Origin of the sequence: Pseudomonas paeninsulae (assembly GCF_035621475.1) — a bacterium.
Lineage (GTDB): Bacteria > Pseudomonadota > Gammaproteobacteria > Pseudomonadales > Pseudomonadaceae > Aquipseudomonas > Aquipseudomonas paeninsulae.
On record NZ_CP141799.1, the window covers coordinates 14,096 to 36,094 of the forward strand.

Genomic DNA, 21,999 nt, shown 5'->3' on the forward strand with positions numbered 1-21,999 from the left:
GGAGCGTTTACCGTCCTGCTTTCTTTCAGTGGATAAGTTGGCTGGCGACCGCCGCCAGATCATCAAATACCAGGGTTCCGGCAGGTAATGGCTGGGCCAGGGTCAGCAGGCCTTTACCGGTCTTGACCAATACCGGCTGACAATCGACGGCAAGCGCGGCTTTAAGGTCACCGCTGCTGTCGCCGACGAACCACACCCCGGCCAGGCTGACGCCGTAATGCGCGGCTATCTGCTGGAGCATACCGGGCTTTGGCTTGCGGCAGTCGCAGCCGTCATCGGGACCATGCGGGCAATGCACGATCAGTCCCAGCTCACCGCCCTGCTCGGCGACCAGTAGGCGCAAGTGCGCGTGCATCGCCTCGAGCGCGGTCTGGTCGTAATAGCCACGCGCCAGCCCGGACTGGTTGGTGGCAACCGTCACTGTCCAGCCGGCCTTGGACAAGCGAGCGATGGCGGCGACGGCTCCAGGCAGTGGAATCCACTCGTCGAGGTTTTTGATATAGGCGTCGGAGTCGTAATTGATCACGCCGTCACGGTCGAGAATCAGCAGTTTCATGGGGCGTCCGTAGCCGGGTTGCGGTGGTGGCCGCACCCCGGCGAAGGTGATGATGGGTATCGCTATGCTCAACCTGCGCGGCCCGACCCATCCTACGATCAGGCAAGCGTCAGCTCAGCACCGAGATATCGGCCACGCCGAGGAACAGGCCGCGCAGCTTGGCCAGCAGGGCATAGCGGTTGGCCCGCACCGCCGGGTCTTCGGCGTTGACCAGCACCGACTCGAAGAAGGCGTCCACCGGCTCGCGCAGGCCAGCCAGTTGCGCCAGGGCGGCGCTGTACTGACGCGCCTCGGCCAGTGGCAGCACGGCTTGTTCTGCCTGCTGGATGGCGGCGTTGAGGGTGAACTCGCTCGGCGTATCGAAGTGGTGGGCCTGGATGCTCGCGGCGACCTGGCCCCCGGCCTTGCCCAGCAGATTCGACACGCGCTTGTTGGCGGCGGCCAGGGCGGCTGCTTCAGGCAGGGTGCGGAAGGCCTGCACGGCCTGCACGCGCTGGTCGAAGTCCAGCGGCGAGACCGGGTTGACCGCCCGCACGGCCTGATAGACGGCGACATCGACGCCTTCGTCTTCATAACGCGCGCGCAGGCGGTCGAAGATGAAGTCCAGCACCTGAGACGCCAGATCGCCGGCTTTGACCTTGCCCTCGAACTGTTCGATGGCGAAGGCGATGGTGGCCGCCAGATCCAGATCCAGTTGTTTCTCGATCAGGATACGCAGCACGCCCAGGGCCGCTCGGCGTAGGGCATAGGGGTCCTTGCTACCGGTGGGCAGCATGCCGATGCCGAAGATGCCGACCAGGGTGTCGAGCTTGTCGGCCAGGGCCACCGCGGCGCCGGTCAGGGTGCTCGGTAATTCGGCGCCGGCACCGCGCGGCATGTATTGCTCGTTGAGCGCCAGGGCGACGTCTTCCGGCTCGCCGTCGTGCTTGGCGTAGTAATAGCCGGCGATACCCTGCATTTCCGGGAACTCGCCGACCATCTCGCTGGCCAGGTCGCACTTGCACAACAGGCCGGCGCGCGCGGCACGGCTGGTATCGCCGCCGACGCGCTGGGCGATGAAGCCGGCCAGGGCGGACACCCGCTTAGCCTTGTCATAGACCGAGCCAAGCTGGGCCTGGAACACCACGTTGGCCAGGCGCTGGTTGAGGGTCTCGAGCTTGTGCTTCTGGTCCTGCTTGAAGAAGAACTCGGCATCGGTCAGGCGTGGGCGCACCACCTTCTCGTTGCCGGAAATGATCTGCTGCGGATCCTTGCTTTCGATATTGGCCACGGTGATGAAGCGCGGCAGCAACTTGCCGTTGCCATCGAGCAGGCAGAAGTATTTCTGGTTGTCCTGCATGGTGATGATCAGCGCTTCCTGCGGCACCTCGAGGAAGCGCTCCTCGAAGGAGCAGACCAGCGGCACCGGCCATTCGACCAGGGCGCTGACTTCATCCAGCAGCGCGGGCGGCACTATCGCGGTGCCCTGCTGTTCACTAGCCAGTTGCTCGATGCGGGCGGCGATCTGCGCACGACGCTCGGCGAAATCGGCGATTACATAGGCGCTGCGCAGGTCCTCGGCGTAGTTGGCCGGCGCACTGATGCGCACTTCCTGATTGGCGTGGAAGCGGTGACCGCGCGAGACCCGACCGGAGGTCTGGGCGAGGATTTCGCAATCGATCACGTTGTCGCCGAACAACATCACCAGCCACTGGCTTGGACGGACGAATTCGGTTTTGCGTGCGCCCCAGCGCATGCGCTTGGGAATCGGCAGTTCGTTCAGCGAGGTTTCGACGATGCCCGGCAGCAGCCCGGCGGCAGCCTGGCCAGGGATGCGCTGGCTGAATCTCAGCTTCGGCCCGCTGCGGTCGATCTCGGCCAGGTCGACGCCACATTTCTTGGCGAAGCCCAGCGCCGCCTGAGTCGGTTTGCCCTCGGCGTCGAAGGCCGCTTGCAGGGGTGGCCCATCGAGGTTCTGGGTGCGATCGGCTTGTTGCGCTTCAAGCTGCTCGACCAGCACCGCGAGACGGCGCGGCGCGGCGTAGTAGCGCACCTTGCCATAGCTCAGTCCGGCGCTTTTCAGGCCTTTTTCGATACCGGCGAGGAAGGCTTGGCCCAAGGTGTTCAAGGATTTTGGCGGCAGCTCTTCGGTGCCCAGTTCTACCAGGAAATCGTGCGCACTCATTCTGCTGCCTCCAGCTTGGCTAAAACTTCATCACGCAGGTCGGGGGCGGCGAGCGGGAAGCCGAGTTTGCGTCGCGCTTGCAGGTAGCTCTGCGCCACGGCGCGAGCCAGGGCGCGTACGCGCAGGATGTATTGCTGGCGCGCGGTTACCGAAATAGCGCGGCGGGCTTCCAGCAGGTTGAAGGTGTGCGAGGCCTTGAGCACCATCTCGTAAGTCGGTAGCGGCAGTTCCAGCTCGATCAGGCGATTGGCTTCCGACTCATAGAAATCGAACAGCTCGAACAGCTTCTCGACGTTGGCGTGCTCGAAGTTGTAGGTCGACTGTTCCACCTCGTTCTGGTGGAACACATCGCCATAGGTGACCTTGCCGAACTTGCCGTCGGTCCACACCAGGTCGTAGACCGAGTCGACGCCCTGAATGTACATGGCCAGGCGTTCCAGGCCGTAGGTGATCTCGCCGGTCACCGGGTAGCACTCGATGCCGCCGACTTGCTGGAAGTAGGTGAACTGGGTGACTTCCATGCCGTTCAGCCAGATTTCCCAGCCCAGACCCCAGGCGCCGAGGGTCGGCGATTCCCAGTTGTCCTCGACGAAGCGGACGTCGTGGACCAGCGGATCGATGCCGATGGCCTGCAGCGAGCCGAGGTACAACTCCTGGAAGTTTTCCGGGTTGGGTTTGAGCACCACCTGGAACTGGTAGTAATGCTGCAGGCGGTTGGGGTTCTCGCCATAGCGGCCGTCAGTCGGACGTCGCGAGGGCTGCACGTAGGCGGCGTTCCAGGTCTCTGGGCCGATGGCACGCAGGAACGTGGCAGTGTGGAAGGTGCCGGCGCCCACTTCCATATCGTAAGGCTGCAACACCACACAACCTTGCTCGGCCCAGTACTGCTGCAGGGTGAGGATCAAGTCTTGGAAGGTGCGCACGGCAGGCGTAGTCTGGCTCACGGAAAATTCACCTGTTGGGGCTGCGACAGAAAGGGCGGGAGTATACCCCAATCGACGCGGCCTCCACCGCCCTGGAAGGCCCTATGCCGCGTTGCTTCTGGTGTACCGACGACCCGCTCTACCAGGCCTATCACGATCAGGAATGGGGCGTGCCGCAGCGCGATCCCCAAGCCCTGTTCGAGTTATTGCTGCTGGAGGGCTTTCAGGCCGGCTTGTCCTGGATAACCGTGCTGAAGAAGCGCGAACGCTACCGTGAGGTGCTGTTCGGCTTCGACGTGCAGCGTTTAGCCGCTATGAGCGATGAGTATCTGGAAAGCCTGATGCAAGACCCCGGCATCATTCGCAACCGCTTGAAACTCAAGGCCGCGCGGCAGAACGCCCAGGCCTGGCTGCGGCTGGAGGATCCGCTGGCGCTGCTCTGGTCGTTCGTCGGCGGTCAGCCGAAGCTCAATCACTTCAGCCAGCGCAGCCAGGTGCCGGCCATCACCGTGCAGGCCGAAGCCATGAGCAAGGCGTTGAAGAAGGCCGGCTTCACCTTCGTCGGCCCGACCATCTGCTACGCCTATATGCAGGCCACGGGGATGGTCATGGACCACACCACCGATTGTGACCGCTATGCCGCGCTGTGCCGTGCCTAGCGGAGATGGTGTGATCCCGTAGGGCGGGTGCAACCCGCCTGGATCATCCGCGAGACTGGCGGGTTGCACCCGCCCTACGTCCCAACCCAAACCACGCGGCACGCCCGCAACCGGCTCAGCCGGTTACAATGCCGGCTTTTACCCAACTGCCTGGAGTCATACGTGGAAGCATTCAAAGGCCGCCTGGTGGTCGGCTTTCTCCGTCTGTTCGCCCTGCTGCCCTGGCGCGCCGTTCAGGCGGTGGGCAATGTCATTGGCTGGCTGATGTGGAAGCTGCCGAACAGCTCGCGCGAGGTGGTGCGGATCAACCTGGCCAAGTGCTTCCCTGAGCTGGGCGAGGCCGAGCGTGAGCGCCTGGTCGGTCAGAGCCTCAAGGACATCGGCAAGACATTCACCGAAAGCGCCTGCGCCTGGATCTGGCCGGCACAGAAGTCCATCGGCCTGATCCGTGAGGTCGAGGGTCTGGAAGTCCTCGAGCAAGCCCTGGCCAGCGGCAAGGGCGTGGTCGGCATCACCAGTCACCTGGGCAACTGGGAAGTGCTCAATCACTTCTATTGTGACCAGTGCAAGCCGATCATCTTCTACCGGCCGCCCAAGCTCAAGGCGGTCGACGAGTTGCTGCGCAAGCAGCGGGTCCAACTGGGCAACCGGGTGGCCCCTTCGACCCGCGAAGGTATCCTCAGCGTCATCAAGGAAGTGCGCAAAGGCGGCGCCGTGGGCATTCCCGCCGACCCTGAGCCGAGTCTCTCCGCGGGCGTGTTCGTGCCCTTTCTGGCAACCCAGGCGCTGACCAGCAAGTTCGTGGCCGGCATGCTGGTCGGTGGCAAGGCCCGCGGTGTGTTCCTGCATGCCTTGCGCCTGGCCGATGGTTCCGGCTTCAAGGTGATCCTCGAGGCTGCGCCAGCGGAGATGTACAGCGAAGATGTGGAAGTCGCGGTGGCAGCCATGAGCGCGGTCATCGAGAAATACGTGCGGGCCTACCCGAGCCAGTACATGTGGAGCATGAAACGCTTCAAGAAGCGCCCGCCAGGCGAGAAGAAGTGGTATTGAACCGAGGCGCCCAATCGGCAGCTTTTCAGCATTAGCGCTCGGTTTTTCCAGGATTTTGCGCTATTAATCGCACCTCACCTGCTTCGGACGGTCACCTCTATGCCCAGTCAGCGCCAGCATCCACGTACCTCGATGAAGTGCCGGATCAAGATCTGCCACCCGAGTTTCGGTGAAGTGGTGGCGCAGACCCGCGACCTCTCCGATGGCGGCGTCTACGTCAAACACCCGGATCTGCTGGCCCTGCCCCAAGGCACGATAGTCACGGGTCAGGTGCAGGATCTGCCGATCGAGGCGCCGGTGCTGCAGATGGAAGTGATGCGGATGGACGCCGAGGGTATCGGCCTGCGCTTCATCGAGCGCTGACCAGCCGTCCGCGGCGCACAATAAAACTTATCTCCGCGGTCAAGAAAACGCTAGAATGCCGCGCGGTGAATATTCATCCGCCGCCGCAATGGGTTCCCTAACCCCATCTCATTGAAAAAGGACATGTCATGCCCACGGTCTCTGCGACGATCTGGCGCCCGGCTCTGGCCGGCCTGATCGCGTTTCACATGCTTATCATCATTGCCAGCAACTACCTGGTGCAGCTGCCCATGACCCTGTTCGGTTGGCAGACCACCTGGGGCGCGTTCAGCTTTCCGTTCATCTTCCTGGCGACCGACCTCACCGTACGCCTGCTCGGCAAAGGCCCGGCGCGGCAAGTGATCGCGCGGGTCATGCTGCCCGCCTTGGTCGCGTCCTATGCGGTGTCCGTGCTGTTCCACAACGGCAGTTTCGCCGGGGTTAGCGCGTTGCTGGCATTCAACCTATTCGTCGCCCGCATCGCCCTGGCCAGCTTCCTCGCCTATGTCCTCGGGCAACTGCTGGATATCCAGGTATTCGACCGTATGCGCAGCTTGCGTCAATGGTGGGTGGCCCCGGCCGCCTCGACGGTGCTGGGCAACCTGTTGGATACCTTCGCCTTCTTCTCCATCGCCTTCTGGCAAAGCAGTGACCCGTTCATGGCCGAGCACTGGGTCGAGATCGCTGCGGTGGATTACGCAATCAAACTGACGGTCAGCCTGCTGCTCTTCGTGCCGCTCTACGGCATGCTGCTCAACGCCATCGCCCGGGCTGTGCCCAAGCGCGAGGCGTTGTGTTCCCGCGATTGACGAGCAATCCCGTTAGCTAGTGGCTTATACGGTTAGTGGCTGAGCTCAAATGCTTCGGCTTGAGCTACTCGGGGCGCTCTTGGTGTTTATCCAGCTTGCGCAGGAATACCGTCATTTCCTTTTCCGCCTGCTTGTCGCCGTGATCGCGCGCGGCTTGCAGGCCCCGCTCCCATGCCTGGCGGGCCGCCAGCGGTTGGTCGGCGGCCAGCAGCGCCTTGCCCAGCAACTTCCAGGCGGCCGAATACTTGGAGTCGAATTCGACGCAGCGCTGCAGGTGTTCGGCGGCGCGCGCCGGCTCGCCGGCATCCAGATAGCCCTTGCCCAGACCGAAGCGCAGCAGGGCGTTGTCCACGCCTTTGGCCAGCATTTTTTCCAGGGATTCGAGCATAAAACCTCCGAGTAGGAGCGGGGGGAACGCCTAGTTCCTTGCCCGCGAAGCTCTTGCGTTGCCCGGCTAGCGGGAATGGCCCGCTCCTATGCTCAGAAAAACGTCAGGCCGACCTGGAACAAGCGCTCGGCATCGCGGATGTACTTCTTGTCCACCAGGAACAGGATCACGTGGTCGCCGGATTCGATCACCGTGGCGTCGTGGGCGATCAGCACTTCCTCGGCGCGAATGATCGCCCCGATGGTGGTGCCCGGCGGTAGCGGGATGTCCTTGATCGCGCGGCCGACCACCTTGCTCGACTTGGCGTCGCCGTGGGCGATGGCCTCGATGGCTTCGGCGGCGCCGCGGCGTAACGAGTGCACGCTGACGATATCGCCACGGCGCACGTGGGTCAGCAGGGTGCCGATGGTGGCCAGCTGCGGGCTGATGGCGATGTCGATCTCGCCGCCCTGGACCAGGTCGACGTAGGCTGGGTTGTTGATCAGGGTCATCACCTTGCGCGCGCCGAGACGCTTGGCCAGCAACGACGACATGATGTTGGCCTCGTCGTCGTTGGTCAGGGCGAGGAAGATGTCGGCGTCGCTGATGTTCTCCTCGACCAGCAGATCCTTGTCCGAGGCGCTGCCTTGCAGGACCACGGTGCTGTCGAGATTTTCCGAGAGATAGCGGCAGCGCGCCGGGTTCATCTCGATGATCTTCACCTGGTAGCGGCTCTCGATCGCCTCGGCCAGACGTTCGCCGATATGCCCGCCGCCGGCAATCACCACCTTCTTGTAGCTGACTTCCATGCGGCGCATTTCGCTCATCACCGCGCGGATATGGCCCTTGGCGGCGATGAAGAACACCTCGTCATCGGCCTCGATCACGGTGTCGCCCTGGGGAATGATCGGCCGGTTGCGGCGGAAGATCGCGGCCACCCGGGTGTCGACATTGGGCATATGCTCGCGCAACTGACGCAGTTGCTGGCCGACCAGCGGGCCGCCGTAATAGGCGCGCACGGCTACCAGCTGGGCCTTACCTTCCGCGAAGTCGATCACCTGCAGCGAGCCGGGGTATTCGATCAGGCGCTTGATGTAGTTGGTCACCACCTGTTCCGGGCTGATCAGCACGTCGACCGGAATCGCTTCGTTGTTGAACAGGCCGGAGCGGGTCAGGTAGGCAGCCTCGCGCACCCGGGCAATCTTGGTCGGGGTGTGGAACAGGGTGTAGGCCACCTGGCAGGCGATCATGTTGACTTCGTCGCTGTTGGTCACCGCGATCAGCATGTCGGCATCGTCCGCGCCGGCCTGGCGCAGCACCGTGGGGAAGGAGCCGCGGCCCTGTACGGTGCGAATATCCAGACGGTCGCTGAGCTGGCGCAGGCGATCACCGTCGGTGTCGACCACGGTGATGTCGTTGGCCTCGCTGGCCAGGTGTTCCGCCAGGGTGCCGCCGACTTGGCCAGCGCCGAGAATGATGATTTTCAAGCGATCACTCCTGTTGGGTGGGCTGGGCTGCGTTCAGCTCGAGTCCACCAACTCCAGTTATACGGGCGTTGCGCTGGGCTCAAGCCTGCGCGGCGCGGCCCAGCCGACGAATCTGTTCAGCATGCGGCGATCTTGCTCAGCTTGGCATAGTAGAAACCATCGTGACCGTCGATTTGTGGCAATAACTGGCGACCATGAGTCGGTTTGAGACCGAAGTCGGCGTTTATCTCCAGCTCACGTGCGCTTGGGGTACGGGCGAGAAAGGCGGCGATGTTGTCACTGTTTTCCATGGGCAGCACCGAGCAGGTGGCATACAACAGGATGCCGCCGACTTGCAGAGTCGGCCACAGGGCGTCCAGCAACTCGCCCTGCAACTGGGCCAGCGCGGGAATATCCGAGGGCTGGCGGGTCAGCTTGATGTCCGGATGGCGGCGAATCACCCCGGTGGCGGAGCACGGCGCGTCGAGCAGAATCCGCTGGAACGGCTGGCCATCCCACCAGGCCGCGGTATCACGCCCATCGGCGGCGATTAGCTCGGCGTCAAGGTTGAGGCGCTTGAGGTTTTCGCGCACCCGCACCAGGCGCTTTGCTTCCAGGTCCACTGCGACCACGCCGGCCAGTGCGGGTTCGGCTTCGAGCAGGTGACAGGTCTTGCCGCCCGGTGCGCAGCAGGCATCCAGCACCCGTTGGCCGGGGGCCAGGTCGAGCAGCTCGGCGGCCAGTTGCGCGGCTTCGTCCTGCACACTGAGGAGGCCTGCGGCGAAGCCCGGCAAGCTGGTGACATCGCATGCTTGGAGCAAACGGATGCCGTCGCGGCTGAACGTGCAGGGTTCGGCGGCGAATCCGCTTTGGCGCAGTTCAGCCAGGTAGTCATCGCGGCTGACCAAACGGCGATTGACCCGCAGGATCAGCGGCGGATGGGCGTTGTTGGCCGCGCAGATGGCTTGCCATTGTTCGGGCCACTGGGCTTTCAGGGCTTTCTGCAACCAGCGTGGGTGGGCGCTATGCAGCACCGGATCGCGGTCCAGGCTGGCAATAATGCTTTCGCTTTCGCGCTGGGCGTTGCGCAGCACGGCATTGAGCAGGCCCTTGAGCGAAGGCTTCTTCAGCTTGTCGATACAGGCCACGGTCTCGCCGATGGCGGCGTGGGCGGGAATACGGGTGTAGAACAGTTGATACAGCCCGATCAGCAGCAGTGCCTCGACATCACGGTCGACCGCTTTGAAGGGTTTTTGCAGCAGCTTTTCGGCGATCAACGCCAGGCGTGGTTGCCAGCGTGCAGTACCGAACGCCAGATCCTGGGCCAGGCCGCGGTCGCGCTGCTCAACCTTGTCCAGCAGCGGCGGCAGGCTGCTGCCCAGCGAGGCTTTGCCATTGAGTACGACAGCCAGGGCGCGGGCGGCGGCGAGACGAGGGTTCATACGCCGAGCACCAGGTCGACGGCAAACTGCTCGCGGCGACTGTTGTACAGGTCACTGAAATTAAGTGCCTTGCCGCCCGGTAGTTGCAGGCGGGTCAAGCGCAGTGCGCCTTGGCCACAGGCAACCATCAGGCCCTGCTTGTCGGCCGACAGTATGCTGCCGGGTGCACCACTGCCCTCGCCCAACTCAGCCGCATGCACCTTCAGCGCTTCGCCACTCAGCGTGCTGTGGCAGATCGGCCAGGGGTGGAAGGCCCGCACCAGCCGCTCCAGTTCCAGCGCCGGGCGCGTCCAGTCCAGGCGTGCTTCATCCTTGTTCAGCTTGTGCGCGTAGGTGGCCAGGCTGTCGTCCTGCACTTCGCCAACCAGGCTGCTACTGGCCAGGCCGCCGATCGCTTCGATCACCGCCTGCGGGCCAAGACCGGCCAGACGGTCGTGCAGGCTGCCGCCAGTGTCGTCGGCAGCAATCGGCGTGCTGACTTTCAGCAGCATCGGTCCGGTGTCCAGGCCTGCTTCCATCTGCATCACGGTGACGCCTGATTCACTGTCGCCGGCTTCGATGGCGCGCTGGATCGGTGCGGCGCCGCGCCAGCGCGGCAGCAGCGAGGCGTGGCTGTTGATGCAGCCCAGACGCGGGATATCCAGCACCACCTGCGGCAGGATCAGGCCGTAGGCCACGACCACCAGCAGGTCTGGCGCGAGGGCTGCCAGCTCAGCCTGGGCTACCGGGTCGCGCAGGGTTTGCGGTTGATAGACCGGAACTCCATGCTGCAGTGCGAGCTGCTTGACCGGGCTGGCGGTGAGCTTCTGTCCACGGCCGGCCGGCCGATCCGGCTGGCTATACACCGCGATGATCTGGTGCGGGCTATCGAGCAGAGCCTTGAGGTGTTCGGCGGCGAACTCCGGGGTGCCGGCAAAGACGATACGCAAAGACTCGGACATGGATTCTCGCTAATCACTACTGAAAAAGAAGAAGGCTTGCCGCGGCAAGCCTTCTATCAAGGTGTGGCTCAAGCCTGCTGGCGATGTTGCTTTTCCAGCTTCTTCTTGATGCGGTCGCGTTTGAGGTTGGACAGGTAATCGACGAACAGCTTGCCGTTGAGGTGGTCGCACTCGTGCTGGATGCACACCGCGAGCAGGCCTTCGGCGACCAGTTCGAAGGGCTGGCCATCGCGGTCCAGGGCCTTGATCTTGATCTTATTCGGTCTGTCGACGTTTTCGTAGAAGCCGGGCACCGACAGGCAACCTTCCTGATATTGGTCGACTTCGTCGGTGAGGGTCTCGAACTCGGGGTTGATGAACACCCGGGGTTCGCTTCGGTCTTCCGACAGATCCATCACTACCAGGCGCTTGTGCACGTTGACCTGGGTCGCGGCCAGGCCGATGCCCGGGGCTTCGTACATGGTTTCAAACATGTCGTCGATCAGTTGACGCAAGGCGTCGTTGACCATGTCCACCGGCTTGGCGATGGTGCGCAAGCGTGGATCGGGAAATTCGAGGATGTTTAAGATAGCCATATGCGTTTGTGATGCACTTGTGGAATAAAGTCAAAATCCGCTGCTAAGATGATGAGCAGCATTGAAAAACGGCTTCACGCCGCAGTACTACTGGGTTTAGTCGCGGCGCTAGGGCGCTCTACGTGAAGACACATAATAAAGGGATTCACCGCATGAGGAAATCACTACTCGCCCTGCTATTGCTTGCCGCTAGCGGCTTGGCCCAGGCCGAAGTGCATCTCAAGGACGGTCACCCAGACCGTTATACCGTGGTCAAGGGCGATACCCTCTGGGATATTTCCGGGCGGTTTCTCAGTGAGCCGTGGAAATGGCCGGAAATCTGGCATGCCAACCCGCAAGTGGCAAACCCCCACCTGATCTATCCCGGCGATCAGCTCAGCCTGGTCTATGTCGATGGTCAACCACGTCTGATGCTCAGCCGTGGTGAGTCGCGTGGCACCATCAAGCTGTCGCCGCAGATCCGCAGCACGCCGATGGCCGAAGCCATTCCGACTATTCCGTTGGGGGCGATCAACAGCTTTCTGCTGAGTAACCGCATCGTTGATACCCCGGAAGAATTCCAGGGAGCGCCCTATATCGTCGCCGGCAACGCCGAGCGTGTGGTCAGCGGCGCCGGGGATCGCGTCTACGCACGTGGGTCCTTTGACGAAGCGGCGCCGGTGTATGGCATCTTCCGCCAGGGCAAAACCTATATCGATCCGGATACCCAGGAGTTTCTCGGGATCAACGCCGATGACATCGGTGGCGGTGAGATCGTTGCTGAGGAAGGCGATATCGGCACCATGAACCTGACTCGCACGACCCAGGAAGTACGCCTTGGCGATCGTCTGTTCGCCACCGAAGAGCGGGCGATCACCTCGACCTTCATGCCTAGCGAACCGAGCAGCGAAATCAAGGGGTTGATTCTCGACGTTCCGCGCGGCGTGACCCAGATCGGTCAGTTCGACGTGGTTACCCTGAACAAGGGGACGCGTGATGGCCTGACCGAGGGTAACGTGCTGGCGGTGTACAAGACCGGCGAAACCGTACGCGATCGGATCACGGGCGATGCGGTGAAGATCCCTGATGAGCGGGCCGGTCTGTTGATGGTGTTCCGCACCTATGAAAAGCTCAGTTATGGCCTGATCCTTGGCGCCACTCGTCAGCTTGCAGTGATGGACAAGGTGCGTAACCCGTAACACTTCAACGCCAGCCGTGCGCTTGCGCGGTTGGCGTTTCTGCTTCCTCGCTACCTGCCGCCCACAACCCTCAAGGTTACCGGGCGCACCCGATCAAGGATGATCGCCATGGCGCAATGCCCCAGCCACTGCATTTCCCCTGCCGAACTCGAAGCCCGCCTGCGTCTGCACAGCCTGCCGGAGCTTGGGCCGCGGCGTTTTCGCAAATTGCTCAGCGCTTTTGATAGTGCCTCCGCGGCCCTCAGTGCGCCAGCCAGCGCCTGGCGTTCGCTGGGTTTGCCGGCCGCCTGCGCGGAGCCTCGACGCAGCAGCGAGGTGCGTGAGCACGCCGCTGCTGCCCTGGCCTGGCTGGACGCTGACCAGCATCATCTGTTGATGTGGGATGACCCGACTTACCCGGGCTTGCTCGCCGAACTCGGCGATGCACCGCCTTTGCTCTATGTGGCTGGCGATCCGGGGTTGCTCGAGCAGCCGCAACTGGCCATGGTCGGCAGTCGCCGCGCCTCACGGCCCGGACTGGATACCGCGCACAGCTTCGCCCGCAGCCTGGCCGCCGGTGGCTTCGTGATCACCAGCGGCCTGGCGCTGGGCATCGACGGCGCTGCCCATCAAGGTGCACTGGATGTGGCAGGCAAAACCATCGCGGTACTCGGCACCGGTTTGCAGCGCCTGTATCCGGCGCGGCACCGGCAGTTGGCCGCGGACATCGTCGAGCATGGTGGCGCGTTGGTGTCGGAGTTGCCACTGGATTGCCCGCCGCATGCGAGCAATTTCCCTCGGCGCAACCGCATCATCAGTGGCCTGTCCCTCGGCGTGCTGGTGGTCGAGGCCAGCCCGTCCAGCGGCTCGCTGATCACCGCGCGGCTGGCGGCCGAGCAAGGCCGCGAGGTCTATGCCATTCCCGGTTCGATCCACCATCCGGGTGCGCGCGGTTGTCATCAGTTGATCCGCGATGGCGCCGTGCTGGTGGAAAGCATTGAGCATATTCTCGAAGCGCTGCGCGGCTGGCAGCTGCAGCCGCCGTTGGCGAACCAGACGAGGCCGGCCCAGCGCTTCGAGCACCCGCTGCTCGACTTGTTGCATGCGGCGCCACACAGCAGTGAGGCCCTGGCAGCGGTCAGCGGTTGGCCGTTGTCGCAGGTGTTGGCGGCCCTCACCGAGCTGGAGCTGGACGGCCATATAGCCTGCGAAGCTGGGCGCTGGGTGGGCCGCGTCCGCTAGCTTGGATACACTGCGCGGGATTCCTTTAGGCTATGTACTCGTTAGCAGTTGTAAGTCGATTCTGTAAGGTGGGCCGGGTAAAGGCCACCTTACGTTTTGCCATCAACACATAATTAGTACAGAGCATTCCTTTAGCGGGAGAGTGGTGAATGGGCAGCAGTTGGCAGGTACAGCAGGCCGCGCGCGTGGTGCGTCAGGGCGGAATCATCGCTTACCCGACCGAGGCGGTATGGGGGCTGGGCTGCGACCCGTGGAACGAAATTGCGGTGGAGCGGCTCCTGGCGCTGAAAGAGCGGCCGATGAACAAGGGCCTGATCCTGGTGGCGGACTGCATTGAGCAGTTCGATTTTCTTCTCGACGATCTGCCGGAGATCTGGCAAGACCGCCTGGCCAGCACCTGGCCGGGCCCCAATACCTGGCTGGTGCCGCATCAGCAGCGCCTGCCCGAGTGGATCACCGGTGAGCACAGCAGCGTCGCTTTACGCGTCAGCGATCACTCGCTGGTGCGCGAACTCTGCGCCCTCACCGGCCCGCTGGTATCGACCTCGGCCAACCCGGCTGGACGTCCGGCGGCACGCACGCGCCTGCGGGTCGAGCAGTACTTTCCGCGGCAACTGGACAAGGTGCTCGGCGGCGCCCTGGGCGGGCGCAAGAACCCCAGCCTGATTCGCGACCTGATTACCGGCGATGTGATCAGGCCATCCTGATGCTTTCGGCTTTCGGGTGGGTTAGCGGCTCATTGTCACGAAATCGATAGGTTGTGCGCTATGTGAGCGCCGCGTAACCCACCAGCTCAGGCGCCGCAGATGGCCATGGTGGGTTACGGCGCGCAGTTATTGGACTGTGCGTGCGAAACCGGTTGGCGCGCCTTACCCCCTCACTACGGCAGCAGAATGGTCGAACCGGTGGTCTGCCGAGCGCTCAGGGCGGCCTGCGCGGTGGCGGCGTCCTTGAGTGCATAGCGGTTGCTGATATCGACCTTGAGCCGTCCGTTTTCGATCATCTTGAACAGCTCGTCGGCCATCATTTGCAGGCGCTCGGGGGTGTCGGCGTAGCCAGCCAGGGTCGGCCGGGTGACGAACAGCGAACCCTTCTGCGCGAGGATGCCCAGGTTGACTCCGCTCACCGCACCCGAGGCATTGCCAAAGCTGACCAGCAGGCCGCGCGGGGCGACGCAGTCCAGCGAGGTTTCCCAGGTGTCCTTGCCGACGCCGTCATACACCACCGGGCATTTCTTGCCGTCGGTCAGCGCCAGCACGCGCTGGACTACGTCCTCGCGGCTGTAGTCGATGGTCGCCCAGGCGCCCTGCTCCATGGCCCGCGCGGCTTTCTCGGCCGAGCTGACGGTGCCGATCAGTTGCACCCCCAGGGCTTTGGCCCACTGGCAGGCGAAGGAGCCGACGCCACCGGCGGCGGCATGGAACAGGATGGTTTCGCCGCCCTGCAGTGGAAATACCTGGCGCAGCAGGTACTGCACGGTCAGGCCCTTGAGCATCACCGCCGCGGCCTGCTCGAAGCTGATGGCGTCTGGCAGTTTTACCAGCTTGCCGACCGGCAGCACGTGCAGTTCGCTGTAGGCACCCAGCGGACCGGTGGCATAGGCCACGCGGTCGCCGACCTGGAACTGGCTGACCTGCGCGCCGACTGCCTCGACGATGCCGGCGCCTTCGGTGCCCAGACCTGACGGCAGGGCCGGTGGCGGATACAGGCCGCTGCGGAAGTAGGTGTCGATGAAGTTCAGGCCGATCGCCTGGTTCTGCACGCGGACCTCGTAGGGGCCGGGAGAAGCAGGCTGGTAGTCGCGGTACTCGAGGACTTCGGGGCCGCCGTGGCTGCTGAATTGAATACGCTTGGCCATACAAGGCTCCTTGCTGCAGGGGTTCGATCAAACCGCCGATGATGGCGGCTGAGGCGCGTCGGGGGTCTCTATCCAATCGTTTCGTTTAACCGGCGTCAACTGCGAGGGCGCATTGGCAAATGTTATGCTTGGCGTCGATTTCGCCTGCTGGACAATCTCCGGCTGGCCTGACTGCTTCCAAGGTGGCGCCGTGAGTGACCGTACTGAGGCCGTAAAGGCCTATCTGCTGGACCTGCAAGACCGTATTTGCGCCGCCCTGCAAGCCGAGGACGGTGGCGCCGAGTTCTTCGAGGATAGCTGGCAGCGCCCGGCCGGCGGCGGTGGCCGCACGCGGGTGATCGAGAATGGCGCACTGATCGAAAAGGGCGGAGTCAACTTCTCCCATGTGTTTGGCAGCGGTCTGCCGCCTTCGGCCAGCGCCCATCGGCCGGAGTTGGCTGGCCGCGGTTTCGAGGCGCTCGGCGTGTCCCTGGTGATCCACCCGGAAAACCCCTACGTGCCCACCTCCCATGCCAACGTGCGCTTCTTCAACGCTGAGAAGGAAGGCGAGGAGCCGGTCTGGTGGTTCGGTGGTGGCTTCGACCTGACCCCTTATTACGCCAACGAAGAAGATTGCGTGCACTGGCACCGGGTCGCCTTTGAGGCCTGCGCGCCCTTTGGCGCCGAGGTCTACCCGCGCTTCAAGGCCTGGTGCGACCGCTACTTCCAGATCAAGCACCGCGGCGAACCGCGCGGTATCGGCGGCCTGTTCTTCGACGACCTCAACCAGTGGGACTTCGACACCAGCTTCGCCTTCATTCGCGCGATCGGCGACGCCTATCTCGCGGCTTACCTGCCCATCGTGCAGCGGCGCAAGCTGACCCCCTACGGCGAGCGCGAGCGCGAGTTTCAGGCGTTGCGCCGCGGCCGCTACGTCGAATTCAACCTGGTCTACGACCGCGGCACCCTGTTCGGCCTGCAGTCCGGCGGGCGCACCGAGTCGATCCTGATGTCGCTGCCGCCGCACGTGCGCTGGGATTACGACTGGAAGGCCGAGCCGGGCAGCGAAGAGGCGCGCCTGACCGAGTATTTCCTGACCGACCGTGACTGGCTGGCGGGGCATTAAAAATACGCGGATCTTGGTCTGTAGCAGCCAGTGTGTAGGATGGGTTAGCCGCTACGAAAAGACCGAACAAGGCCGCGGTTTGGGTACGGCGTAACCCATCATTGCGTTGTGCCTGCCAATGCAATGTTGGGTTACGCGGCGGCCTCAATCGTGGTTCTTCTAGACAAGTGAGTGCGCCGCTAACCCAACCTACGCGGGGACTCTGCAACTTCAAAGGATTTCCCATGGACCGCTACGGCGTTTTCGGCAACCCCATCGGCCACAGCAAGTCGCCGCTGATTCATCGCCTGTTCGCCGCACAGACCGGCGAGCAGCTGAGCTACGAGACGTTGCTCGCACCCTTGGACGACTTCGGCGGTTTCGCCCGGCGCTTCTTCGCCCTGGGCAAGGGCGCTAACGTCACCGTGCCGTTCAAGGAACAGGCCTTCCAGCTGGCCGACAGCCTGAGTGCTCGGGCCCGCCGTGCTGGTGCGGTGAATACCTTGAAGAAGCTGGATGACGGCAGCCTGCTCGGCGACAACACCGACGGCGCCGGGCTGGTGCGTGACCTGACCGTGAACGCCGGCTTCGCCCTGCGCGGCAAACGCATCCTCCTGCTGGGTGCCGGCGGGGCCGTGCGTGGCGTGCTCGAACCCTTCCTGGCCGAGCAGCCGGCGACTCTGGTGATCGCCAACCGCACGGTGCAGAAGGCCGAACAGCTGGCCCGCGAGTTCGCCGACCTGGGGCCGGTGGTGGCCAGCGGCTTCGACTGGATCGACGCACCAGTCGACCTGATCATCAACGGCACCTCGGCCAGCCTGACCGGCGAGCTACCACCGATTGCCGCGAGCCTGATCGAGCCGGGTCATACGCTGTGCTACGACATGATGTACGGCAAAGAGCCCACCGCGTTCAACCGCTGGGCCGCCGAGCAGGGCGCGGCGCGCACCCTGGATGGCCTGGGCATGTTGGTTGAGCAAGCCGCCGAAGCGTTCTTCCTCTGGCGCGGTGTGCGCCCGGACAGCGCGCCGGTGTTGGCCGAGTTGCGTCGTCAGCTGGCCTGACGCTTCACCCATCCACCATGAAGCTTGCGAGGTGGATGAAAAAACGTCATCCACGTTTCAATCCTCGAACTGCACCGGGCACTGCTTGGCGCCTTCCAGCTTATGAATTTCCTCGATCACCTGCGGTCGGGCGCGGCGCAGGATCAGGCTGCGGTCTTGCGCCAGCAGGCGGCGTGCTTCCTGGTGAAGCATTTCCACCCCGGCGTAATCGATGAAGTTGACGTGGTGGGCATCGATGATCACCCGCTCGCCTTTGCTGCGCTGGATGATCTGTTGCAGGTAGTGGCAGGCACCGAAAAAGATCGAGCCTTCCACGCGCAACAGTTCCTCCTCGCCCTCCTTCCAGAACTTCACCCGCGGCTGCGAGGTGCGCTTGAGGTAGAAGAATAGCGATGCCAGCACCCCGGCATAGATCGCGGTTTGCAGCTCCATCAGCAGGGTCGCGAGCAGGGTCAGCAGCATCACCAGGAACTCCGAGCGGCTGACCCGGAATAGTGCGCGTACCCCGGCGATATCCACCAGACCCCAGCAGATCAGCAGGATGCTCGCGGCCATGCTCGGCAGCGGGATATGCGCGATCAGGGCGGCGCAAAACAGGGCAAACAACGCCACCAGCAATGCGGAAAACACCCCGGCCAGGGGCGAGCGTGCTCCGGCCTGCAGGTTCAGTGCCGAGCGGGTGAAGGAGCCGGCCGAGAGTGACGCGGAGAACCAGGGGCCGATCAGGTTGGACAGACCCTGGGCACGGACTTCCTGGTTGGCGTCGAGAAACTGCTGGGATTTGCTGGCCAGGGCGCGGGCAATCGACAGGCTGGTGACCAGGCCGAGCATGCCGCAGGCCACTGCCGCGGGCAGCAGCTTGAGAATGTTCGACAGCTCGAAGGTCAGTGGGCGGAACGGCGGCAGTTGGCCGTCGAAGGCACTGACCAGGGCGATGCCGCTGAGCTGGGCCGGCCACGCCAGCACGGCCAGGCTGCCGGCGACTATGCCAAACAGCAGGGCCGGCATGCGTGGCCAGAGTTTTCTCACCAGTAGGCTGACGCCCAGGGTGAATAGGGCCAGGGCCAGGGAGCGCCAGTCGGTTTCCAGCAAGTGCTCGCCGAGGCTGAGCAGGGTCGCCAGTGCCGTGGCCTGGCTGGGCATGCTGATGCCGAGCAGGTTGGGCAACTGACCGAGGACGATCACAGTCGCGGCGCCGAGGGTGAAGCCGAGCACCACCGAGTGCGAGACGAAATTGACCAGGGCGCCGAAGCGCAGCATACCGAGCAGCCACTGGAACAGCCCAGCGAGAAAGGTCAGCAACAGGATCAGCGCAATAAAGTCGTCGCTGCCAGGCGTCGCCAGTGGGCTGACGCTGGTGAACAAGACGATGGAGATCGCTGCGGTCGGCCCGCAGATCAGGTGCCAGGACGAGCCCCATAGGCAGGCGATGATCACCGGCACTATGGCCGCATACAGGCCGTACTCCGCGGGTAGGCCGGCGATCAAGGCATAGGCGATGGATTGCGGCAGGGCCAGGATGGCGCCGCTCAGACCCACCAGCAAATCATTGCCGAGGCTGCGTCGACTGGTGTTGGGCAGCCATCTGAGGAAAGGCAGTAGCGTTTGACGGTTGGGTCGCTGCATGGGGGCGTCTAGTTATGGGCTGGAGGCGGGCTGCCCCGTCGATCACAAGTCCCGGCTGATCCGGGGCGGCCAGCGTAGGAAGAACCTGGGTTCACCCTACGCAATCCAGCCTGACGATTCAAAGCTTAGCTTTGACCGCCGCCATCGCGTCGCCGCCATCGCGGGTGGTGACACCTTGGAGCCAGCTGTCGAGCACCGCCGGGTTGGCCTTGAACCAAGCCTTGACCGCCTCGGTGTTGCTCGCCTGCTTGCTCAGCACCTGGTTCATGATGCTGTTCTCCATGTCTTGAGTGAAGCTCAAGTTGCTCAGCAGCTTACTGACGTTCGGGCATTGCGCCGCATAGTCCTTGCGGGCCAGGGTGTTGACGCTGCCGCTTTCGCCAAAATACTTTTCGCCGCCCTTGAGGTACTTGATGTCGTAGTTGACGTTCATCGGGTGCGGGGTCCAACCAAGGAACACCACGAACTGGTCGCGTTTCACCGCGCGCCCGACTTGCACCAGCATTGCCTGTTCACTGGATTCCACCAGTTTCCAGTCACCCAGGCCGAACTCGTCGACTTCGATCATCTTGCGGATCGACTCGTTGGCCGGCGAGCCCGAGGCGATGCCGTAGAGCTTGTTGTTGAACTTGTCGGCGAACTTGTCGAGGTCAGCAAAGGTCTTCACGCCAGCCTCATAGGCGTAGGTCGGCACTGCCAGGGTGTATTCGGTGCCGCTGAGGTTCTGCGCCAGCTTGGCCACCTCACCGCTGCTGACAAACTTGTCGTAGTTGCTCTGTTGCGCCGGCATCCAGTTGCCGAGGAAGGCATCGACCTGGCCCTTCTGCAGGCCGGCGAAGATGATCGGCACGGCCAGGATCTGGGTTTGGGCCTTGTAGCCCAGGCCATCGAGCAGGAAGCTGGCGATGCCGTTGGTCACCGCGATGTCGCTCCAGCCCGGATCGCCGAGTTTCACCGTGGCGCATTGGGCGTCTTCGGCCTGGGCTGGCAAGGTGCCGGCGGCCATCAGCAGGCTCGCGGCACATAGGGTGCTGATCTTTTTCATGGGGCATCTCCACTTATTTATAGTTGTAGTCGCACGCATGTCGGTTGTCGCGCTCATACCTGGGGGTAGCGGGCACGCCGCTCCAGATCATCGAGATCGATGTGGTTGCGCATGTATTGCTGGCTGGCATCGACCATGGGTTGATGGTCCCAGCTCTTCAGCTTGCCCTTGGTCAGTGACTCGGCGACGAAACGTCGACGCCGCTGGCTGGCGAGAGTGGCCTGATGGATCGTGGGCATGTCCCAGCGCTGGCGTGCGTCCTCGAGGAACTCGGCGAGCAGACCCTGGTGATCGGGCGACTGGGCCAGGTTTTCCAGCTCTTTCGGGTCATTGGCCACGTTGAACAACAGCAACGGGTCCACTTCAGAGTAGATAAACTTCCAATCGCCGCGGCGGATCATCATCAGCGGGCTGTTGGTGCCTTCGCCCATGTACTCGCCGAGCACTTCGTCATGCCCGCCGCTGCCTTGCAAGTGGGGCAGCAAGGAACGGCCATCGAGTGGCAGGCTGTGGTCCAGCGAGCCGCCGGCCAGCTCAACCAGGGTTGGCAGCAGGTCGGCGGTGGACATCGACTGGCTGACCCGGTGCGCGGCAAATTGGCTCGGTGCATGGACCACGAAGGGCACCCGTGCGGCCATCTCGAACCAGTGCATCTTGTACCAGAGGCCGCGCTCGCCAAGCATGTCGCCGTGGTCGCCGGAGAACACGATGATGGTGTCGTCGGCCAGGCCACAGTCACCCAGGGTTTTCAGCAGCTTGCCGATATTCGCGTCGATATAACTGCAGGCACCGAAATAGGCGCGCCGCGCGTCCCTGATCTTCTCCTCGGGCAGGTCCTTGCCCCACAGGTCGATGACCTTGAGGATGCGCTGCGAGTGCGGGTCGAGGTCCTGCTGGTCGATGTTGACCCCCGGCAACGGGATGTCCTCGTCGCGGTACAGGCTCCAGAACTCTTCCGGGATGCAGTAGGGGTCGTGCGGGTGAGTCATCGACACGGTCAGGCAGAACGGCTGCTCGGCGTTCTCGCGCACATGGTTGTAGAGGTACTGCTGGGCCTTGAACACCACCTCTTCATCGAAATCCAGCTGGTTGGTGCGCACGGTGGGGCCGGCTTGCAATACCGAGGACATGTTGTGGTACCAGCTCAGACGCTCTTCGGGTGCGTCCCAGTTCACCGCCCAGCCGTAGTCGGCCGGGTAAATGTCGCTGGTCAGGCGCTCTTCGTAGCCATGTAGCTGGTCCGGGCCACAGAAGTGCATCTTGCCGGACAGCGCCGTGTGATAACCGAGGTTGCGCAGGTAGTGGGCATAGGTCGGCACGTCGCCGGGGAAATCGGCGGCGTTGTCGTAGGCGCCGATCTTGCTCGGCAGCTGGCCGCTGACCAGGGTGAAGCGCGACGGTGCACAGAGCGGGCTGTTGCAATAGGCTGAATCGAAAACCACGCCCGTTTCGGCCAGGCGCACCAGGTTGGGCATCTTGATCGGCGAGGCCGGATCATGGATCGGCAGGAGCGGCGCGGCCATCTGGTCGGCCATGATGAAGAGGATATTCGGGCGTTTCATGGCGGGTATTTCCATATTAAATATTTATGCGAAATTGCTGCTTGCGATAATCTACTCGGCAATAAAT

General features: G+C 63.3%; 21 protein-coding genes. 9 read left to right on the top strand and 12 right to left on the bottom strand.

What is annotated here, in order from left to right; genetic code table 11:
- Positions 1-25 precede the first annotated feature (25 nt).
- The 3 genes from gmhB to glyQ all read right to left on the bottom strand — a co-directional run bounded on the left by gmhB (position 26) and on the right by glyQ (position 3,664).
- Positions 26-556, bottom strand: coding sequence for a D-glycero-beta-D-manno-heptose 1,7-bisphosphate 7-phosphatase (gene gmhB / locus VCJ09_RS00060; RefSeq protein ID WP_324732607.1), 531 nt, complete (start codon positions 554-556; stop codon positions 26-28).
- 109 nt (positions 557-665) lie between these two features.
- Positions 666-2,720 (bottom strand): glycine--tRNA ligase subunit beta, encoded by a 2,055-nt coding sequence (gene glyS / locus VCJ09_RS00065; RefSeq protein WP_324732608.1) that lies wholly within the window; start codon positions 2,718-2,720, stop codon positions 666-668.
- Complete coding sequence (gene glyQ, locus VCJ09_RS00070; RefSeq protein ID WP_324732609.1) at positions 2,717-3,664, bottom strand: glycine--tRNA ligase subunit alpha; 948 nt, start codon at positions 3,662-3,664, stop codon at positions 2,717-2,719. Before glyQ ends, glyS begins: the two co-directional genes overlap by 4 nt.
- 83 nt (positions 3,665-3,747) lie before the next feature.
- Between glyQ and VCJ09_RS00075 the strand changes: the two genes are divergently transcribed.
- The 4 genes from VCJ09_RS00075 (at position 3,748) to VCJ09_RS00090 (ending at position 6,503) form a co-directional block, all read left to right on the top strand.
- Positions 3,748-4,302 (top strand): DNA-3-methyladenine glycosylase I, encoded by a 555-nt coding sequence (locus VCJ09_RS00075; protein ID WP_324732610.1) that lies wholly within the window; start codon positions 3,748-3,750, stop codon positions 4,300-4,302.
- Between the two features lie 162 nt (positions 4,303-4,464).
- On the top strand, positions 4,465-5,352 hold the full coding sequence (locus VCJ09_RS00080; RefSeq protein ID WP_324732611.1) for a lysophospholipid acyltransferase: 888 nt from the start codon (positions 4,465-4,467) through the stop codon (positions 5,350-5,352).
- 99 nt (positions 5,353-5,451) lie between these two features.
- A complete protein-coding gene (locus VCJ09_RS00085) occupies positions 5,452-5,715 on the top strand; it encodes a PilZ domain-containing protein (RefSeq protein WP_079204113.1) in 264 nt (87 codons plus the stop codon).
- A 128-nt stretch (positions 5,716-5,843) separates the two neighbouring features.
- Complete coding sequence (locus tag VCJ09_RS00090; RefSeq protein WP_324732612.1) at positions 5,844-6,503, top strand: 7-cyano-7-deazaguanine/7-aminomethyl-7-deazaguanine transporter; 660 nt, start codon at positions 5,844-5,846, stop codon at positions 6,501-6,503.
- A 64-nt stretch (positions 6,504-6,567) separates the two neighbouring features.
- Here VCJ09_RS00090 and VCJ09_RS00095 read toward each other — a convergent pair whose 3' ends face one another.
- The 5 genes from VCJ09_RS00095 to def all read right to left on the bottom strand — a co-directional run bounded on the left by VCJ09_RS00095 (position 6,568) and on the right by def (position 11,294).
- Positions 6,568-6,891 carry a hypothetical protein gene (locus VCJ09_RS00095; protein ID WP_324732613.1) on the bottom strand — a complete coding sequence of 108 codons (324 nt, stop codon included), beginning with the start codon at positions 6,889-6,891 and terminating at the stop codon, positions 6,568-6,570.
- Between the two features lie 92 nt (positions 6,892-6,983).
- Complete coding sequence (gene trkA, locus VCJ09_RS00100; protein WP_079204116.1) at positions 6,984-8,357, bottom strand: Trk system potassium transporter TrkA; 1,374 nt, start codon at positions 8,355-8,357, stop codon at positions 6,984-6,986.
- Positions 8,358-8,473: 116 nt separating this feature from the next.
- Positions 8,474-9,778, bottom strand: coding sequence for a 16S rRNA (cytosine(967)-C(5))-methyltransferase RsmB (rsmB, locus tag VCJ09_RS00105; RefSeq protein WP_324732614.1), 1,305 nt, complete (start codon positions 9,776-9,778; stop codon positions 8,474-8,476).
- Positions 9,775-10,719 carry a methionyl-tRNA formyltransferase gene (gene fmt / locus VCJ09_RS00110; RefSeq protein WP_324732615.1) on the bottom strand — a complete coding sequence of 315 codons (945 nt, stop codon included), beginning with the start codon at positions 10,717-10,719 and terminating at the stop codon, positions 9,775-9,777. Before fmt ends, rsmB begins: the two co-directional genes overlap by 4 nt.
- A gap of 68 nt (positions 10,720-10,787) precedes the next feature.
- Entirely contained in the window at positions 10,788-11,294 is a 507-nt protein-coding gene (def, locus tag VCJ09_RS00115; RefSeq protein ID WP_324732616.1) for a peptide deformylase, read from the bottom strand.
- Positions 11,295-11,446: 152 nt separating this feature from the next.
- Here def and VCJ09_RS00120 point away from each other — a divergent pair, with 152 nt between their 5' ends.
- The 3 genes from VCJ09_RS00120 to VCJ09_RS00130 all read left to right on the top strand — a co-directional run bounded on the left by VCJ09_RS00120 (position 11,447) and on the right by VCJ09_RS00130 (position 14,400).
- Positions 11,447-12,472: a LysM peptidoglycan-binding domain-containing protein gene (locus VCJ09_RS00120; protein ID WP_324732617.1), complete on the top strand. Its 1,026-nt coding sequence runs from the start codon at positions 11,447-11,449 to the stop codon at positions 12,470-12,472.
- A gap of 108 nt (positions 12,473-12,580) precedes the next feature.
- Entirely contained in the window at positions 12,581-13,693 is a 1,113-nt protein-coding gene (gene dprA / locus VCJ09_RS00125; protein ID WP_324732618.1) for a DNA-processing protein DprA, read from the top strand.
- A 149-nt stretch (positions 13,694-13,842) separates the two neighbouring features.
- Positions 13,843-14,400: an L-threonylcarbamoyladenylate synthase gene (locus VCJ09_RS00130; RefSeq protein WP_324732619.1), complete on the top strand. Its 558-nt coding sequence runs from the start codon at positions 13,843-13,845 to the stop codon at positions 14,398-14,400.
- Between the two features lie 173 nt (positions 14,401-14,573).
- Here the strand turns inward: VCJ09_RS00130 and VCJ09_RS00135 are convergent, their stop codons facing one another.
- Positions 14,574-15,551 (bottom strand): NADPH:quinone reductase, encoded by a 978-nt coding sequence (locus VCJ09_RS00135; protein ID WP_324732620.1) that lies wholly within the window; start codon positions 15,549-15,551, stop codon positions 14,574-14,576.
- 190 nt (positions 15,552-15,741) lie between these two features.
- Here VCJ09_RS00135 and hemF point away from each other — a divergent pair, with 190 nt between their 5' ends.
- Together hemF and aroE are read left to right on the top strand one after the other, a co-directional pair.
- The gene (gene hemF, locus VCJ09_RS00140; RefSeq protein WP_324732621.1) at positions 15,742-16,656 is read left to right on the top strand and encodes an oxygen-dependent coproporphyrinogen oxidase; all 915 of its coding nucleotides are present in this window, start codon (positions 15,742-15,744) and stop codon (positions 16,654-16,656) included.
- A gap of 224 nt (positions 16,657-16,880) precedes the next feature.
- The gene (aroE, locus tag VCJ09_RS00145; RefSeq protein WP_324732622.1) at positions 16,881-17,699 is read left to right on the top strand and encodes a shikimate dehydrogenase; all 819 of its coding nucleotides are present in this window, start codon (positions 16,881-16,883) and stop codon (positions 17,697-17,699) included.
- 57 nt (positions 17,700-17,756) lie between these two features.
- Here the strand turns inward: aroE and VCJ09_RS00150 are convergent, their stop codons facing one another.
- The 3 genes from VCJ09_RS00150 to betC form a co-directional block, all read right to left on the bottom strand.
- A complete protein-coding gene (locus VCJ09_RS00150) occupies positions 17,757-19,325 on the bottom strand; it encodes a SulP family inorganic anion transporter (RefSeq protein WP_324732623.1) in 1,569 nt (522 codons plus the stop codon).
- Between the two features lie 118 nt (positions 19,326-19,443).
- Positions 19,444-20,331 (bottom strand): choline ABC transporter substrate-binding protein, encoded by an 888-nt coding sequence (gene choX, locus VCJ09_RS00155; RefSeq protein WP_324734733.1) that lies wholly within the window; start codon positions 20,329-20,331, stop codon positions 19,444-19,446.
- 92 nt (positions 20,332-20,423) lie between these two features.
- Positions 20,424-21,932 carry a choline-sulfatase gene (gene betC / locus VCJ09_RS00160; RefSeq protein WP_324732624.1) on the bottom strand — a complete coding sequence of 503 codons (1,509 nt, stop codon included), beginning with the start codon at positions 21,930-21,932 and terminating at the stop codon, positions 20,424-20,426.
- Positions 21,933-21,999: the final 67 nt, after the last annotated feature.